This is a genomic window from Brachybacterium sp. p3-SID1565 (assembly GCF_025143785.1).
GTDB classification, from domain to species: Bacteria; Actinomycetota; Actinomycetes; order Actinomycetales; family Dermabacteraceae; genus Brachybacterium; species Brachybacterium epidermidis.
Map to the genome: position 1 here is coordinate 1 of NZ_JAMBDS010000011.1, position 13655 is coordinate 13655.

At 70.8% G+C, this 13655-nt stretch carries 12 protein-coding genes and 1 tRNA gene; 10 read left to right on the forward strand and 3 right to left on the reverse strand.

Annotation, left to right across the window (positions count from 1 at the left end; genetic code table 11):
- Positions 1-19: 19 nt before the first annotated feature.
- Positions 20-102, reverse strand: a tRNA-Leu gene (locus M4D54_RS04405).
- A 109-nt stretch (positions 103-211) separates the two neighbouring features.
- Here M4D54_RS04405 and M4D54_RS04410 point away from each other — a divergent pair.
- Entirely contained in the window at positions 212-835 is a 624-nt protein-coding gene (locus tag M4D54_RS04410) for an ANTAR domain-containing response regulator (RefSeq protein ID WP_193866270.1), read from the forward strand.
- 34 nt (positions 836-869) lie between these two features.
- On the forward strand, positions 870-2237 hold the full coding sequence (locus M4D54_RS04415) for an ABC transporter substrate-binding protein (protein WP_193866269.1): 1368 nt from the start codon (positions 870-872) through the stop codon (positions 2235-2237).
- A gap of 9 nt (positions 2238-2246) precedes the next feature.
- Here the strand turns inward: M4D54_RS04415 and M4D54_RS04420 are convergent, their stop codons facing one another.
- Positions 2247-2681 (reverse strand): PaaI family thioesterase, encoded by a 435-nt coding sequence (locus M4D54_RS04420; RefSeq protein ID WP_193866268.1) that lies wholly within the window; start codon positions 2679-2681, stop codon positions 2247-2249.
- Between the two features lie 50 nt (positions 2682-2731).
- Here M4D54_RS04420 and polA point away from each other — a divergent pair, with 50 nt between their 5' ends.
- From polA to aroD, 7 genes are all read left to right on the forward strand, one after another.
- Entirely contained in the window at positions 2732-5413 is a 2682-nt protein-coding gene (gene polA / locus M4D54_RS04425; protein WP_193866267.1) for a DNA polymerase I, read from the forward strand.
- A 253-nt stretch (positions 5414-5666) separates the two neighbouring features.
- Positions 5667-7151, forward strand: coding sequence for a 30S ribosomal protein S1 (gene rpsA, locus M4D54_RS04430; protein WP_193866266.1), 1485 nt, complete (start codon positions 5667-5669; stop codon positions 7149-7151).
- A 150-nt stretch (positions 7152-7301) separates the two neighbouring features.
- On the forward strand, positions 7302-8132 hold the full coding sequence (locus M4D54_RS04435) for an HAD-IIA family hydrolase (RefSeq protein ID WP_193866265.1): 831 nt from the start codon (positions 7302-7304) through the stop codon (positions 8130-8132).
- Between the two features lie 86 nt (positions 8133-8218).
- On the forward strand, positions 8219-9466 hold the full coding sequence (aroC, locus tag M4D54_RS04440; RefSeq protein WP_193866264.1) for a chorismate synthase: 1248 nt from the start codon (positions 8219-8221) through the stop codon (positions 9464-9466).
- Positions 9463-9999, forward strand: coding sequence for a shikimate kinase (locus tag M4D54_RS04445; protein WP_193866263.1), 537 nt, complete (start codon positions 9463-9465; stop codon positions 9997-9999). The genes aroC and M4D54_RS04445 overlap by 4 nt, the downstream gene beginning before the upstream one ends.
- Positions 9996-11078, forward strand: coding sequence for a 3-dehydroquinate synthase (aroB, locus tag M4D54_RS04450; RefSeq protein WP_259890454.1), 1083 nt, complete (start codon positions 9996-9998; stop codon positions 11076-11078). The genes M4D54_RS04445 and aroB overlap by 4 nt, the downstream gene beginning before the upstream one ends.
- 2 nt (positions 11079-11080) lie before the next feature.
- Positions 11081-11851, forward strand: coding sequence for a type I 3-dehydroquinate dehydratase (aroD, locus tag M4D54_RS04455; RefSeq protein ID WP_193866261.1), 771 nt, complete (start codon positions 11081-11083; stop codon positions 11849-11851).
- 15 nt (positions 11852-11866) lie between these two features.
- Here aroD and M4D54_RS04460 read toward each other — a convergent pair whose 3' ends face one another.
- Positions 11867-12871 carry a trimeric intracellular cation channel family protein gene (locus M4D54_RS04460; protein ID WP_259890466.1) on the reverse strand — a complete coding sequence of 335 codons (1005 nt, stop codon included), beginning with the start codon at positions 12869-12871 and terminating at the stop codon, positions 11867-11869.
- Positions 12872-12971: 100 nt separating this feature from the next.
- Between M4D54_RS04460 and coaE the strand changes: the two genes are divergently transcribed.
- A complete protein-coding gene (gene coaE, locus M4D54_RS04465; protein ID WP_193866259.1) occupies positions 12972-13655 on the forward strand; it encodes a dephospho-CoA kinase in 684 nt (227 codons plus the stop codon).

A 13655-nucleotide genomic window follows, 5' to 3' on the forward strand; every position in this document is an offset into this window, starting at 1 on the left:
CCCCCCCCCCCTCGACAGGTGCCGGGTGCGGGATTCGAACCCGCACGCCCTCGCGGACAGTGCATTTTGAGTGCACCGCGTCTACCGTTCCGCCAACCCGGCTCAGCCGCTCCATCGGGGGCTGGACTAGGATAACGCTGATGACCACCGGATCGGACCGGCAGGGGTTCCCTCTGGCCGTGCCGGCCCCTCGACCGAGACACAGGGTGACATGAACGACGAGACCCCCACTTCCCCCGACGACAAGCCGCGTCGCACTGCGATCGTCGCGGAGGACGAGTCCCTGATCCGGATGGACATCGTCGAGACCCTCACCGAGGCCGGGTTCGAGGTGATCGCCGCGGTCGGGGACGGCGAGAGCGCCGTCGCCAAGACCCGCGAGCTGCGACCGGACGTCGTGGTCATGGACGTGAAGATGCCCCAGGTCGACGGGGTCACCGCGGCCGAGCGCATCGGCGAGGAGTCCCTCGCCCCGGTGGTGATGCTGACCGCGTTCTCGCAGGCCGAGCTGGTCGAGCGGGCCCGGGACGCCGGAGCCATGGCCTACGTGGTCAAGCCCTTCACCCCGGCGGATCTGCTCCCCGCGGTGGAGATCGCCATCTCCCGCCACGCCCAGATCACGCAGCTCGAGTCCGAGATCCAGGACCTCGGCGAACGGTTCGAGACCCGCAAGCGCGTGGACCGCGCCAAGGGGCTGCTGCAGACCAACATGGGCCTCAGTGAGCCCGAGGCGTTCCGCTGGATCCAGAAGACCTCCATGGATCGCCGCCTGACCATGCGTGAGGTCGCCGACGCCGTCGTCGATCAGCTCGGCGGGGGTCAGGGCAAGGACTGACCTGCCGCCGGGGGAGCGGAGAAGGAGCTGGGGGATGGCCATCTCGCGACGCGCACTGATGGGCACGCTGGGCGCGAGCGTGCTCGGTGCGGGGGCTCTCAGTGGCTGCGGTGAGGGTGGTGTCCGCAGAGGCAGGAGGGGGCGTCGGCCCACCACCACCGCGCCCACGGCGAAGCCGTTGGAGGAGCCGGAGCAGGCACTCATGCTCGGCTCCATCGGCGCCACCCACGGCCGCACCGCGCCGTTCGAGAAGGCCATCGCCACCGCCATCGCCGAAGCGATGATCGATGTCAACGCACGCTACGACGGGCTGTTCGGTCAGAAGGTCCAGATGGTCCCCCGCCACGTCATGGCCGATCCCGGGGAGGACATCACCGAGGCCGTGAACGCCCTGGCCGACGAGGGCGTCACGGCGGTGATCAGCTCCCTGGACGAGGCGGCGCTGCAGGCTGCCCTACCGGTCTTCGTGGAGCGGGGCATCGCGGTGATCGACGTGATCACCTCGGGCACGAGCGTGCGCGAGGAGGTCGACTCCGCGGGCATGCTGGTGCGGCTGTCCCCCAACGATCGGGTCACCGCCGGCAGCCTCGCCGAGCAGGCCCTGTCCGGGGGGACCTCTGATCGCGCCGGCAAGCGCGGCACCGTGGTCTACCTCTCGGAGGACACCGAGCAGGGCAAGAGCCTCGAGGCCGCCCTGACCGAGGTGCTGCAGCCCGCCAACGGCGGCATCGTCCACACCCACTTCTACGCACCGGGCGACATGGGCGACATCGCCCCGATCGTGGAGGCCGTGGTCTCGAACCACCCCGCACTGCTGGTGATCAACGGGGGCCCGGAGGCGGGGCCCTTCCTCTCGGCCCTGTACACGGCCACCCTCGACGAGGGGAACCGCCCCACCCTGGAGATCCCCGCCTGGCTTAGCCCGGCCGCCACGGTGGACTACTCCAGTGCCGAGCTGGCGCCGGAGGCCATGACCCGCGCCACCGGCTGGGAGCCGGGGGGTGCGGTCACGACCGATCACGAGCTCATGATGATCAACGTGGACCCCGGCTTCCTCACCACCGGGTACGCCTACTCACAGCAGGGCTACGACGCCGTCGTGCTGGCCTGTCTGGCCGCCCAGAGCGCGCTGTCCGTCGCCGGCAGCGACATCGCCGCGTCCGTGCCCAAGGTGCTGGTCGGGGACGCCGAGTGCACCGATTTCGGCCTGTGCCGCAACCATCTGCGCAATGCGGTGGCCAACAATCAGCGCGCCACGATCAGCTACCAGGGACGCATGGGCGCCGTGGAGATCGGCAGCAGGGGCGATGCGGGCAAGGGCACCCTGCGCACGTACTCATGGAACGAGGCGGGTGCGCTGACGGCTCCGGGCACCAGCACCTTCGAGGAGGCCCCCGGCTGAGCAGCCCGCTCAGCGCGCAGGGAGCAGCATGGTGGAGACCGTGACCGTGCTCAGCAGCGTGCCGCCCTCGTCGTGCACATCGACCAGGTAGGTGGCCACCTGGCGCCCCCTGTGCCGGGCCGTGCATCGGGCTGTCACGGTGCCCTCCCGTGCGGAACGATGGTGGGTGGCGGCCACATTCGTGCCCACGGCCTGGGCGCCCTCGCCGTGCACCGCCCGCGCCTGCAGGGTCGCAGCCAGTGAGGCGATGGTCTCCGCCAGCGCGATGGTGGCACCGCCGTGCAGCAGGCCGGCCGGCTGGGTGTTGCCCGCCACGGGCATCGTCATGGCGCCGCCCTCGGGGCCCAGGTCGAGCACCTCCATCCCGCAGCGCTCCACCAGGGTGCCGGCCAGCAGCGCCGCGAGCTCCGGGGGCAGGGGGACTCGATCCGATGTCGTGGTCATGCGCTCAGCTTCCCACAGGGCCGGACCCGAAGCGTGGGAGACTGCTGCCCATGAGTGCGAGCGAGCAGCGGATCCTTCTCATCGACGGTCACGCGATGGCCTTCCGGGCGTTCTTCGCGCTGCCGGCGGACAGCTTCACCGACGGCCGCGGGCAGTCCACCAATGCCGTCTACGGCTTCACCCGCATGATCATCAACGTGGTCGCCTCCGAGCAGCCCACCCATGTGGCGGTCGCTTTCGACCTGCCCGGTGGCACGTTCCGCGACCGCATCTACGACCAGTACAAGGCCGGTCGCGAGGTCACCCCGCCCGAGTTCGAGGGGCAGATCGGCTTGATCCAGCAGGTGCTGGACGCCCTCGGTGTGCCGTGGTTCACCGTGGAGGACTACGAGGCCGACGACATCATCGCCACCCTCGCCACCCGTGCGGAGAAGGAGGGCGGCCAGGCGCTGATCGTCTCCTCGGACCGCGATGCGATCCAGCTGGTCGGTGAGCACGTCACGCTGCTGCAGCCCGTCAAGGGCGTCACCGAGCTGCGCCGGATGGACCCGGCGGCGGTGGAGGAGAAGTACGGCATCCCCCCGGAGCGCTACCCGGATCTGGCGGCCCTGGTGGGGGAGAGCGCCGACAACCTCCCCGGCGTTCCCGGAGTGGGCCCGAAGACCGCCGCGAAGTGGATCACCGCCTACGGCGACCTGCAGGGGATCCTTGCCCATGCGGAGGAGATCAAGGGCAAGGCCGGCCAGTCGCTGCGCGACAACGTCGAGGCCGTGGAGCGCAACCGGCGGATGAACGCCGCGGTGACGGACCTCGACCTGCCCCTGGACCCCGACCGCTATCTGCTGGGCCGCGGTGACGCCGTCGCCCTGAACGCCGTGTTCGACGAGCTCGCCTTCGGCCCCACCATCCGCCGCGACGTGCCCGCGTCCCTGCTGGCCGAGGGCGATGCCGCCTCCGCGGTGCCTGAGCGCTCCCTGCCCGCGCTGCAGCAGCCCACGGGGCAGCAGGTCGCCGAGGTGCTGGCGCGCGACTTCGCCGGTGGCGCGGCACTGGCTGTCGACGGCAGCTGGGACCTCGGCGAGGGCGACGCCGCGATGCTGGCCCTGGCCACCCCGGGGGCCCTGGCCGTGATCGACCTGGTGTCCCTGGACGACGAAGCCGAGCGCGCACTTGCCGGATGGCTCGCGGACCCGGCCGTTGCGAAGTGCGCGCACGACACCAAGCTCACCACCCATCAGCTGCGCGGCCGCGGCCTGGAGGCGGCCGGGTGGAGCACGGACCTGGCGATCGCCGAGTTCCTGTGCCGTCCCGATCAGAGGCCCACCGATCTGGCGGGACTGACCCTGCGCCATCTGCAGGAGGACCTGCAGGTCACCTCGGCCGCCGCACAGCAGGAGCTGGACCTGGACCAGGAGGACTCCGGTGCGGACTTGCTGGCCCGAGCGGCGGACGCCGTGGACAGACTGGGCTCGCACCTGCGCACCGACCTCGAGCAGCACGCGGCCGTCTCGCTGCACGACGACCTCGAGCTCCCGCTGTCCCGCGTGATCGCGGTGATGGAGGCCACCGGCATCGCTGTGGACGACTCCGTGCTGGCCGATCTCGACTCCCAGCACGAGATCGAGCAGGAGCGGGTCGCGGAATCGGCCTACTCGCACCTGGGTGGGGATCGCATCAACCTGGGCTCGCCCAAGCAGCTGCAGGAGGTGCTGTTCGAACGGCTGGGGATGCCCAGGACCCGCCGCACCAAGACAGGCTTCTCCACGGATGCGGAGTCCCTGGCCGATCTGCACGAGAAGACCCAGCACCCGTTCCTCACGGACCTGCTGGCGCACCGGGATGTGACCAAGATGCGCCAGATCATCGACACCCTGCGGCGCTTCATCTCCCCGGCCGGACGGATCCACACCACGTTCCACCAGAACATCGCGGCCACCGGGCGGCTGTCCTCGAACAACCCGAACCTGCAGAACATCCCCACCCGCACCGAGGAGGGGCGCCGCATCCGCTCGGCCTTCCGCCCCTCGGACGGCTTCGAGTCGCTGATGACGGCGGACTACTCGCAGATCGAGATGCGCATCATGGCGCACCTGTCCGAGGACGAGGGGCTTATCGAGGCCTTCCGCTCCGGGGAGGACCTGCACCGGTTCGTCGCCTCGCGAGTGTTCGACGTGGCACCGGAGGACGTCGACGCCCCGATGCGGTCCAAGACCAAGGCCGTGAGCTACGGGCTGGCCTACGGGCTGAGCGCCTTCGGCCTGGCCCGCCAGCTGCGGATCTCCCAGGCGGAGGCGACCGCACTGCGCGACGGCTACTTCGAGCGCTTCGGCGGTGTGCGGGACTACTTGCGCGAGAGCGTCGAGAAGGCCCGGGCGATCGGATACACCGAGACCATTCTGGGCAGGCGTCGACCCTTACCGGATCTGACCAGCGACAACCGCCAGCGCCGTGAGAACGCGGAGCGGGTGGCGCTGAACTCCCCGATCCAGGGCAGCGCCGCCGACATCATCAAACTGGCGATGCTGCGCGTGGACGAGGGCCTGCGCGAGGCGGGCCTGGATTCACGCGTGCTGCTCCAGGTGCACGACGAGCTGGTGCTCGATGTGGCTCCGGGCGAGGAGGAGCGGCTGCGGGAGATCATCACCGCCGGGATGGGCGGGGCGTACGAGCTGTCCGTCCCCCTCGAGGTGGGCATCGGGGTGGGTCCGAACTGGCTGGCCGCTGCGCACTGAGCGGTCCGCGACGGGGACGAAGCTCACACCTGGCCGCACTGACCGGACCGGTCCCGCCCGTGCCAGCACGCCGCAGGGCTGGTAGGCTTGTCCAGGTCTGTGCTCAGTCGTGCCCGTCTGCTGTCCTGGGCTCCACGGGGATCCATTGGAGCCCACACGAAGACCGTGTCCACGACTGATCCACGGATCGGCCCACGGGCCGAGCATGCCCCTGACCCTACTCATTTCCTGTCCCGACGGAGTTCTCGACTACATGACCGACACCACCACCCCCCAGATCGCCATCAACGACATCGGTAGCGCCGACGACCTCATGGCCGCCATCGATTCGACCATCAAGTACTTCAACGATGGCGACATCGTCGAGGGCACCGTGGTGAAGGTGGATCACGACGAGGTCCTGCTGGACATCGGCTACAAGACCGAGGGCGTCATCCCCTCGCGCGAGCTGTCCATCAAGCACGACGTCGATCCCGGCGAGGTCGTCGGCGTCGGCGACGAGATCGAGGCCCTGGTCCTCCAGAAGGAGGACAAGGAAGGCCGTCTGATCCTGTCCAAGAAGCGCGCCCAGTACGAGCGGGCCTGGGGCACGATCGAGCAGATCAAAGAGGACGAGGGCGTCGTCACCGGCCACGTCATCGAGGTGGTCAAGGGCGGCCTCATCGTCGACATCGGCCTGCGCGGCTTCCTCCCGGCCTCCCTCGTCGAGATGCGCCGCGTGCGCGACCTGCAGCCCTACGTCGGCCAGGAGATCGAGGCCAAGATCATCGAGCTGGACAAGAACCGCAACAACGTGGTGCTCTCCCGCCGCGCCTACCTGGAGGAGACCCAGTCCGCGGTCCGCTCCGACTTCCTGCAGACCCTGCAGAAGTCCCAGGTGCGCGAGGGCGTCGTCTCCTCGATCGTCAACTTCGGTGCCTTCGTGGACCTGGGCGGCGTCGACGGCCTGGTGCACGTCTCCGAGCTGTCCTGGAAGCACATTGACCACCCCTCCGAGGTCGTCGAGGTGGGCCAGAAGGTCAAGGTCGAGGTCCTGGACGTCGACATGGACCGCGAGCGCGTCTCCCTGTCGCTGAAGGCGACCCAGGAGGACCCGTGGCAGCTGTTCGCCCGCACCCACGCGATCGGCGAGGTCGTGCCGGGCAAGGTCACCAAGCTGGTGCCCTTCGGTGCGTTCGTTCGCGTGGAGGACGGCATCGAGGGCCTGGTGCACATCTCCGAGCTGGCCCAGCGCCACGTGGACCTGCCCGAGCAGGTCGTCACCGTCGACCAGGACGTCTTCGTCAAGGTCATCGACATCGACCTCGAGCGTCGCCGGATCTCCCTGTCCCTCAAGCAGGCCAACGAGGGTGTGGACCCCGAGGGTGACGACACCACCTTCGACCCGGCCCTGTACGGCATGGCCGCCGAGTACGACGAGAACGGCGAGTACAAGTACCCCGAGGGCTTCGACCCGGAGACCAACGAGTGGCTCGAGGGCTACGACAGCCAGCGCGAGGAGTGGGAGGCCCAGTACGCGGCCGCCTACGAGCGCTGGACCGCCCACAAGACCCAGGTCGCCGAGGCCATCAAGGCCGACGAGGAGTCCGCGAACGCTCCGGCTGCCGCCTCCACCTCGTCCTCCTCGGAGTCCGCTCCGGCGAGCCAGTCCTCCTACCAGTCCTCCTCCTCCGACGAGGGCACCCTGGCCTCCGACGAGGCCCTGGCCGCTCTGCGCGCCAAGCTCACCGGCAACTGATCGCCGGCTGATCCCAGCAGTACGACGGGGCGTCACCTTCGGGTGGCGCCCCGTCGTCGTGCGTGCGGAGGATCCACCCGCGCGTGGCTGGGACGGTGCTGGGCTGGGGCAGGGCTGGGGCGCGAGCGCGATCGGTGCGAGACTGGATCCATGACCACTGCACTCGAGGAACGTCCCATCCACTCCTGGCTCACCGACATGGACGGCGTGCTGGTGCACGAGGAGGAGGCCCTGCCCGGCGCCGCCGAGTTCATCTCCGAGCTGGCGCGCTGCGGGCGCCGCTTCCTGGTGCTCACCAACAACTCGATGTTCACCCCGCGGGACCTGCGGGCGAGGCTGGCCCGCGCGGGGATCGACCTGGAGGAGGACGCGCTGTGGACCAGTGCCCTGGCTACGGCGCGGTTCCTGTCCGAGCAGTCCCCGGGCGGCACCGCTTACGTGATCGGCGAGGCCGGCCTCACCAGCGCGATGCACGATGAGGGCTTCATCCTCTCGGACGTGGACGTGGAGTTCGTGGTGCTGGGGGAGACCCGCACCTACTCCTTCGAGGCCATCACCCGCGCCATCCGCCTGGTGGGAGAGGGCGCGAAGTTCATCGCCACCAATCCTGACGTGACCGGCCCCAGCCCCGCCGGCCCGCTGCCGGCCACCGGGGCCGTGGCCGCCATGATCACCGCGGCCACCGGCATCGAGCCGTACTACGTCGGCAAGCCGAACCCGCTGATGATGCGCACCGCACTGAACCGCATCGAGGCGCACTCCGAGACGACGGTGATGATCGGCGACCGCATGGACACCGACGTGAAGTCCGGCCTCGAGGCTGGCTTGCGCTCCATCCTGGTGCTCACCGGTTCCACCCGGGCCGAGGCGATCACCAGCTTCCCGTACCGGCCCACCGCCGTGCTCCCCTCCATCGAACAGGTGGTACCGCTGGTGGAGCAGATGTCGCCCAGCAGGGCGCAGGAACTCGGGGAGGACTGACCCGGCGACCCACCGGGAACAGGCACGGCGCACCACGGAGCGGACCCCCGGGCCCACCACCGGTCAGACGTGGGAGAATCGCCTCCATGCTGCGTTGGCTCACCGCCGGGGAATCCCACGGCCCCTCCCTCATCGCCCTGCTCGACGGCGTCCCCGCCGGGATCGAGCTGACCACCCAGGACCTGCGGGACGCCCTGGCCCGGCGCCGCCTCGGCCACGGCCGCGGGTCCCGCCAGAAGTTCGAGCAGGACGCCCTGACCGTGCACGGCGGGATCCGGCACGGGCTCACCCTCGGCTCCCCCCTGGCGGTGGAGATCGGCAACTCGGAGTGGCCCAAGTGGGAGAAGGTGATGAGCGCCGATCCCGTGGCCCGGGAGGACCTGCTGATCGACGCCGGCACCGGGGACGAGCGGGAGATCGCACGCAACAAGCCGCTGACCCGCCCCCGCCCCGGCCATGCCGACCTCGCCGGGATGCTCAAGTACGGCTTCACCGAGGCCAGGCCCGTGCTGGAGCGCGCCAGCGCCCGGGAGACCGCGGCCCGGGTGGTGGCCGGTCGGGTCGCCGCCGCGCTGCTGGAGCAGGCCGCCGGGATCCGCCTGGTCTCCCACACCCTGTCCGTCGGCCCCGTGCGCGTGCCCGAGGACGCACCGCTGCCCACCCCGGACGACGTCGAGGCGCTGGATGCCGATCCGCTGCGCTGCCACCACCCTGCCACCTCGACGGCCATGGTCGCCGAGGTCGATGCGGCCAAGTCCGAGGGGGACACCCTGGGCGGTGTGGTCGAGGTGCTCGCCTACGGGGTGCCCGTGGGGCTGGGCTCGCACACCCAGTGGGACCGGCGGCTCGACGGCCGCCTGGCCCAGGCGATCATGTCCATCCAGGCGATGAAGGGGGTGGAGATCGGTGACGGGTTCGCCACCGCCGCCCGCCGGGGCTCCGCTGCGCACGACGAGATCCTGGCAGGCTCCGGAAAGGACGCCGCCGGGGGCATCCATCGCGGCTCCAACCGTGCCGGCGGCCTCGAGGGCGGCATCAGCAACGGCCAGGTGATCCGAGTGCGGGGGGCGCTCAAGCCCATCTCCACCGTTCCCCGGGCACTGCGCACCGTGGACGTCGCCACCGGCGAACAGGCCACCGCCAACCACCAGCGCTCCGACGTCTGCGCGGTCGCCCCCGCGGCCGTCATCGCCGAGGCCGTGGTGGCGCTCACCCTGGCCGATGCGCTGCTGGAGAAGACCGGTGGGGACAGCATCGCCGAGATCCGCGCCCATCTCGAGGGCACCGACGAGCTGCAGGCGGTGCTCGCTCAGCCGCGCGAAGGGGCGCGGTGAGCCCCACCGCGCTCACCGCCGTGCTGATCGGGCCGATGGCCGCCGGGAAGACGGCCGTGGGCCGCGAACTCGCGCGTCGGCTTCGCGAGCCCTTCGCCGACCTCGACGCCCTGATCGTGCAGGAGGCAGGCAAGCCGATCCCGCAGATCTTCGCCGAGGACGGCGAGGACCACTTCCGCGACCTGGAGGCACAGCTGCTGGCGGTGGCCCTCTCCACCCGCACCGGGGTGCTGGCCCTGGGCGGCGGGGCCCCGACGCGACCGGAATCGGCGGCACTGCTGCGGGGCTGCCCGGTGGTGCTGCTGCAGGTCGACGAGCAGATCGTGCAGGCGCGGCTCCGCCGTGCACAGGACAGGCCGCTGCTCAGCGGCGAGGACCCGCTGCGCCGCTGGCGCGAGATCAGCGAGCGCCGCATGCCGCGCTACCGCGACCTGGCATGCTGGACCGTCGACTCCGACGGCAGCCCGCCGGCGGCCGTCGCCCGCCGCATCCATGACCTGATCCTCGAACGCGAAGCGAAGGTGAGTCCGTGAGCTCCACGACCATTCCCGTCACCACCCCGACTGGCGGCTATGACGTCACCATCGGGCGCGGCCTGCTGCGGGAGGTCCCGGCCCATGTTCCCGAGCGGGTGCGACGCATCGTGGTGGTGCACCAGCCCAGCCTGCGCACCGTGGCCGAGGAGCTGCGGGAGGCGCTGTCCACGGGCGCCCGGCAGGCGTTCCTGGCCGAGGTGCCCGACGGTGAGGAGGCCAAGACGGCCCAGGTGGCCGGGTTCCTGTGGCAGGTGTGCGGGCAGGCCGAGATCGGCCGCACCGACCTGATCGTCGGTCTCGGCGGCGGCGCCGCCACGGACCTGGCCGGCTTCGTGGCCGCCACCTGGCTGCGCGGCGTGGACGTGCTGCAGATCCCCACCACGGTCGCAGCCATGGTGGATGCCGCCGTGGGCGGCAAGACCGGGATCAACACCGCCGAGGGCAAGAACCTGGTGGGTGCCTTCCACCCGCCGATCGCGGTGGTCGCGGATCTCGACGTGCTGGCGGGACTGGGCGCGAACGACGTCGCCGCGGGCCTGGCCGAGGTGGTCAAGGCCGGCTTCATCGAGGACCAGCGGATCCTGGAGATCGTGGAGAAGGACCCGGCCGCATGCCTGGACATCGCCTCGGATGCGTTCCGGGAGATCGTGGAGCGATCCATCCGGGTCAAGGCACGGGTGGTCTCCGCCGATCTGCGTGAAGCGGGGGAGCGGGAGATCCTCAACTACGGGCACACCCTCGCCCATGCCATCGAGCGCAATGAGCGCTACCAGTGGCGCCACGGTGCAGCCGTGGCCGTGGGCATGATGTTCGCCGCCGAGCTGTCCCACCTGGCCGGCAAGCTCTCCGAGGCCGAGGTGGACCGCCACCGGGACGTCCTCACCTCGCTCGGCCTGCCGATCACCTACCGGGGCCGGCAGTGGCCCAAGCTGGAGGACTCCATCAAGCGCGACAAGAAGACCCGTGCCGGCCTGCTGCGCTTCGTGGTGCTGGACCGGATCGGCCGCCCCTCCCGCCTGGAGGGACCGGACCCTGCCCTGCTGCTGTCCGCCTACGCCGCCATCACCCAGGAGTGACCATGGGGGCGACGGTGACCGTGCGGGGGGTGGAGCTCGGGGCAGGCCGCCCCGAGATCATCGTCCCGCTCACGGGGGCGCAGGAGCAGGTGGTCCTCGATCAGGCGGCCGCCGCCGCAGGCACCGTTGCACGGGTCCTGGAATGGCGCACCGACCTGTACGCGCCGGGCTCGGGGACCGTCGAGCACCGGGACGCGGTACGGAACCTGCTGCCCCAGCTGCGGGAGAGCATCGGTGAGGAGCGCTGCCTGCTGGTCACCCTGCGCACCGCCGCGGAGGGCGGGGGGCGCGCGCTGACCGATCACGAGCTGGGGGACCTGCTGGAGGCGGTGGTCTCCACCGGGCATGCGGACATGGTGGACGTGGAGACGTCGCGGGATCCCGAGGTGGTGCAGCGGGTGGTGAGGGCAGCGCAGCAGCATCGCGCGGTCGTCGTGGGCTCCTTCCACGACTTCGGGGCCACACCCGGCGAGGACGAGCTGGTGGCGCTGCTGCAGGCTCAGCGACGCATGGGCGTCGACGTGCCCAAGGTGGCCGTCATGCCGCAGCACCCGCAGGACGTGCTGCGCCTGCTGGCCGCGAGCACCCGGGTCGCGGCCGCGCAGGAGGGGCCCCACATCGCGATCAGCATGGGGTCGCTGGGCGCGGTCAGCCGCGTGGCCGCGGAGGCGTTCGGCTCGGCCGCGACGTTCGCGACGGCCGGGGAGGCCTCGGCCCCCGGCCAGCTCGCGGTCGATGACGTGGAGCGGATGCTGGAGCTGCTGCGTCCCTGAGAGCGGACCCGGGTCTCAGTGCCCGATGGGGTCGGGGATCTCCTCGCCGTCCTGGCCCTTCCGCACCCAGGCGCCCTCCTCGGCCTGCATCTCCTCGTCGACCTTCTCCTCGATCCTCTCGTCCACCTTCTCCTCGACCTGCTCCTTGATCTCCTGGTCGACGGGGGTGTCCTCCACCGCCTCAGGGATCAGATCGGGGCCCTCCTCCCCGAGGATCCGGGTGGCGTACTCCTCGGCGCTCTCCTCGTAGTTGGAATCAGCCGCGAGATCGTCCTCGTTCGCATCCACGATGGAGATCGCCCCGGTCTCCTTTGCCACCTTCGCGCGCTCGGCCCGACGGATCCTGCGCACCATGGACTTCAGCTGGGTGGCGGACATCGTGACCTCCCACTCGCTGTGAGCGGGCAGAGTCCAGCGGCGCCAGGCGGCCAGCATCGCCAGACCGGAGCCGGCGGCCGCCGCGACCACCACCCAGACGGCGTCGAGGCCGAGAGCCACCACCGCCCAGGTCAGCACCGCCGTCACCACGGCACCGGTGGCGTACAGCGGCCCGCCGCCGAAGACGGCCGGGATGCGGCCCACCAGGACATCGCGCATGATGCCGCCACCGGTGGCACTGGTGAGCCCCAGCAGGATCGCCGGGAGCACGTCCAGCCCGTAGCCCAGGGACTTCGCGGTGCCCGTGGCCGCCCACAGTCCCATGGCGGTGATGTCCATTCCCGTGACGATGCGGCGCCACCAGGCGCGCTCGGAGTTCACCACGAAGGCGAAGGCGGAGCCGGCCAGGGCGCAGGTGAGGTACCAGGGGCCGGAGAACGCGGCGGGCACCCCGTAGTCGAGGATCAGGTCGCGAACGAGGCCACCGCCCAGCCCCGCGATGATCCCGATGATCGCGAAGCCCATGGCGTCGAAGTTGAGCCGGGCCGCCAGACCACCGGCGGCCACGCCCATCACGAACACGCCCAGCAGGTCCAGGGCGCGCAGCACGTCGTTGGTGATCAGCAGTTCGAGCGGGTCCACGTGATGACGGTAATGCTGATCCCGCGGTGATGGCCGTGCTGCGCGCCTGCACGTGGCGAAGGTGACGCCCCATCGGCGCGAGTGCCCGTAGCATCGGGGGATGAGCAGTGTTCAGCGACCGCTCCTGCGCATCGGGCTGACCGGTGGTATCGGCTCCGGGAAGTCCACGGTGGCGCGCATCTGGCGCGAGACCGGGCACACGGTGATCGATCTCGATGCGCACTCACGGGCCGTGCTGGATGTGCCCGGCGCCGGTGTGGAGGAGGCCGTGGCGCGCTTCGGGGAGGAGTACCGGGCGCCCGACGGCACCATCGACCGCTCTGCCCTGGCCACCCTGGTGTTCGCCGATGCCCGGGCGCGAGCGGATCTCGAGGCGATCGTGCTGGGGCGGGTCGACGCGGCGGTGCGTGCCGAGGAGGAGGCCGCTCGCGCGGCGGGCGCGGCGCTGGTGGTGCACGACAACCCCCTGCTGCTGGAGAAGCATCGCGAGGGCGAGTACGACGCGGTGGCCGGGGTGATCGCCCGTCACCGCGACCGCATCGACCGAGTGGTGCGCGACCGCGGCCGTGATCGCGGCTACGTCGAGTCGGTGATGGCCGCCCAGGTGACCGATCTGGAGCGGATCCATCGCTGCCACCTGCTGATCCTCAACAACGCCGGGATCCAGGAGCTGCGGGAGCGGTCACTGAGGGCACTCGAACGTGCGCGCATCATCGCGCAGGCGCGGGGGTCGAGTACCGGTGCGCGCAACGGCACAGGGCGGTTCGTCAGCACCGCGACGTAG

Excerpts from the sequence above, each read along its gene's own strand:
- M4D54_RS04410 (WP_193866270.1), top strand. The coding sequence starts at position 212 with ATGAACGACGAGACCCCCACTTCCCCCGACGACAAGCCGCGTCGCACT.
- M4D54_RS04415 (WP_193866269.1), top strand. The coding sequence starts at position 870 with ATGGCCATCTCGCGACGCGCACTGATGGGCACGCTGGGCGCGAGCGTG.
- M4D54_RS04420 (WP_193866268.1), bottom strand. The coding sequence starts at position 2,681 with ATGACCACGACATCGGATCGAGTCCCCCTGCCCCCGGAGCTCGCGGCG.
- polA (WP_193866267.1), top strand. The coding sequence starts at position 2,732 with ATGAGTGCGAGCGAGCAGCGGATCCTTCTCATCGACGGTCACGCGATG.
- rpsA (WP_193866266.1), top strand. The coding sequence starts at position 5,667 with ATGACCGACACCACCACCCCCCAGATCGCCATCAACGACATCGGTAGC.
- M4D54_RS04435 (WP_193866265.1), top strand. The coding sequence starts at position 7,302 with ATGACCACTGCACTCGAGGAACGTCCCATCCACTCCTGGCTCACCGAC.
- aroC (WP_193866264.1), top strand. The coding sequence starts at position 8,219 with ATGCTGCGTTGGCTCACCGCCGGGGAATCCCACGGCCCCTCCCTCATC.
- aroD (WP_193866261.1), top strand. The coding sequence starts at position 11,081 with ATGGGGGCGACGGTGACCGTGCGGGGGGTGGAGCTCGGGGCAGGCCGC.
- coaE (WP_193866259.1), top strand. The coding sequence starts at position 12,972 with ATGAGCAGTGTTCAGCGACCGCTCCTGCGCATCGGGCTGACCGGTGGT.